Raw genomic sequence first — 2,798 nt, 5'->3', positions numbered from 1 at the left:
AAAGATGTTTTTCCTGGTTTCAAAGAAAATATAGACGTTTAGTTGTTCGCTGGGAACGTCAACCTCTTGTTTTTGATGGTTTTTTAGCTTTAGCAACAATCCATATGTGGATCACTAAAATCATATTAGTGGGATAGGTTCGTATTAGGTTTAGTTATTGTGGGTTGGAGAAGGCGATCGCATTATTGAGAGAGCAGTATGCAATAGGGACGGTGGAAGTGAGGATAGTCAATGGCTAGTTTGCAGAGTTTGCAGAGGTTATTATGGTGCAGTCGAGTTTGTTCGATAAATGATATAGCTAAATCACACACTCTTAGTCTTGTCTAAAAGCTTAAAGTAGACTTGCTGATTGTAAGGAGTAGGAATGCCTTTCTCCAGCCCTAACCTAACAATCAATCCATTAAGAAATTCTATTTCTGTTTTTCTTCCAGAAATTAAATCTTGATACATGGAAGAATAGTGTTCTTTGACTTGAGGGAGCAGTTTATAGATAGTCTTGCGTACAGAGTCTAAATCGGGAAGATCGTAGTCTTCTTTGAGGAGCGTCCAGCTTTCTTGGATGATGCCGTCAACAACTTTTCTCAGGTTTCTGTCAGCAAATAATTCTCCAATAGTCTTTTTCTCTAGCGCTGACAGAGTATTTGTAGCAGCGTTGAGGATTAGTTTCTGCGCCCTAATCTGAGAAATATTGGAAGTAATAAGGCACCGAATGCCAGCTTCTTCTAGTAATTTGTGAATTTTCCGACCCACTAATGAATCTTCTAGTTGCCAACCCAGATTGCTCTCTTTGACGTGAATTTGATTACCTGTTAGATGATAGCCATTAAAAACGCTTACGGTAGTAAATCCCAGATGGTTTTGAAAGCCTTCATAAAACTCTGGTTCAACAATCCCATTTTGAATAAAAACAATAATTTGGGGATTGAAGTGATATTTTCTGAGTTCGGCTAGAGCATTTTTAATGTCATACAACTTGGTGGTAACGAAGATGGCATTATAGTCATTTGCTTGGAGCTGGTAGCATTTGGGAGGCAGTCGGTAGAGCTTGCCATTAATAAAAATATCCTCGTTTAAGCTATTCAGTTTCCTTCGACCATAAAAGAAAACTTGATGACCAACAGCATAGAGCTTAGTTCCTAAAAACGTTCCCACAGAACCCGCTCCAAAAATTAGAATTTTAAGCATGGCTCTCACCTCTATTATCCGAGGCAAACACAAAGCTAATCTGTAATCTTAGCCCTTATATTACTATTATGACTAAAATAAGTTTGTTTTGTCCGAGAAGAGGATGAATGAATCGCTCCAAAGTTAGCACGAGCAAAACCGAGCGCAAATATCGAACAACCAATTGATAAAAGTTTGCTCTGCTAATAACTCAATCTCGCCTGGGAACAATATAACTATACATTCCTACCGATATGAGGTTCGATATTAATGAAGAGGGTTAGCAAGTTAGTTGTCTATGGACTGATAACAGCAGCGATCGCACTTACCATAATTTCTACTAACGTCACACCCCTACCAACTTGGGCAACAGATATCGCTCAAGCAACGCAGACAGAAACTACTACACCCAAACGCCTAACTATCACCGTTAGAGTAACCGAACCAGACGACCTCAAAGTCAGTGAAGGGGAGGAAGTAACCAAAGGTGAAATCATTGCCGACAGGGAACGAGAGAGAACCAGACTGACCGTCCAACAGAAACAGCTTCAGTTATCAATAGACCGACTCAAGGCAGCTTCTATTACACTTCCTGCCGTACCGCAAGCAGTACCGCCCACGATGGCACTGCCACCAGTTAGTTATTTAGAACAAGAAGCAGCAGTAGAAAAAACTAAGGCAGCGATCGCGTCTGTTGAATCGCAAGTCTCACTCAAGCAAGAAGAAATTAAATATCTTACTGGCGTTAAAAACCTCGATCCAATTATCCTCGAACACGAACAAGCCAAACTAAAATAGCTAAAACAAGACATACAGCAGAAGTTAAAGAATATCAGCTAGCGATGGGGAAGATGCAGACGGCAAAAAGCGATCGCTCTTACAAGGAATATCTTGCAGCAATTGATTCAGCCCGTCGTGTAGAAGAACAGAATCAGGCACGACTCAACTATCAAAGATAATTAAGCTCTATACGAACAAAGACTGACTGACAGAGAATTTCAAGTGACACAGCTTATTGAAAAACTAAATGAGATTGAAAATGCGCTCGCTACTTTATCCGTTGTCAAATCTCTCTACAGTGGCACTGTTAGGCGTGTTAATTGGCTCGGTCAATCCCCCGATGGCTCACTCACAGCCGAAGTTACCCTCATGGTCGAATCAGACAGAGACGCAATTAGAAGAAAAAGAAAAGAAGCAGCTTCCTTGTCTGAGCAGTAGTAGTAAATGTGTACGACTGTTAACCGATAAAGCGAGCGCACTTTCTCCTAAACTAAAACAATCTTAATCTAGAATTGCCCTGATAGAGCAAAGGCTAGCGGTAACGCAAGAGAGAATCGACTACACATCTAAGAAAAGTGGACTAACTATATTTCTACTAACCCTGTAAATATCATTCAAAATCTGTTTGGTGATGGTGGCGTACAGAGGGATAATCTAGCGATCGCCAATCTCGAAGTCAGAACTACAGATTTATTAGCAGCTAAGGCAGAACTGGTAGTGTTGTAAATCTGTTGAATCTATACTTAGATATCTATGCCAAATTCATATCTATTTATGAACAAACCGATCACAAGATCGTGCATTTCTTCCGATTTAGAAAAACAGATGGTTTTTCTGGCTAAACGTTTGATTCT

General features: G+C 40.1%; 4 protein-coding genes. 2 read left to right on the top strand and 2 right to left on the bottom strand.

Annotated elements, in window-relative coordinates:
* Positions 1-303 precede the first annotated feature (303 nt).
* Positions 304-1,185, bottom strand: a complete 882-nt coding sequence (locus tag V6C71_10345) for a 2-dehydropantoate 2-reductase (protein ID HEY9768880.1) — start codon at positions 1,183-1,185, stop codon at positions 304-306.
* Positions 1,186-1,434: 249 nt separating this feature from the next.
* On the opposite strand from V6C71_10345, the gene V6C71_10340 reads away from it, so the two are divergent.
* Both V6C71_10340 and V6C71_10335 read left to right on the top strand, forming a co-directional pair.
* Positions 1,435-1,962, top strand: coding sequence for a hypothetical protein (locus V6C71_10340; protein ID HEY9768879.1), 528 nt, complete (start codon positions 1,435-1,437; stop codon positions 1,960-1,962).
* Positions 1,963-2,166: 204 nt separating this feature from the next.
* Entirely contained in the window at positions 2,167-2,382 is a 216-nt protein-coding gene (locus V6C71_10335) for a hypothetical protein (protein HEY9768878.1), read from the top strand.
* Positions 2,383-2,687: 305 nt separating this feature from the next.
* On the opposite strand, the gene V6C71_10330 is transcribed toward V6C71_10335, so the two are convergent.
* Positions 2,688-2,798, bottom strand: a 111-nt coding sequence (locus tag V6C71_10330; GenBank protein HEY9768877.1) for an IS1 family transposase, incomplete at its 5' end; no start/stop codon positions are given.

The sequence above is a fragment of the Coleofasciculaceae cyanobacterium genome (genome assembly GCA_036703275.1).
Lineage (GTDB): Bacteria > Cyanobacteriota > Cyanobacteriia > Cyanobacteriales > Xenococcaceae > Waterburya.
This window is presented reverse-complemented; position numbering and strand designations above follow the sequence as displayed.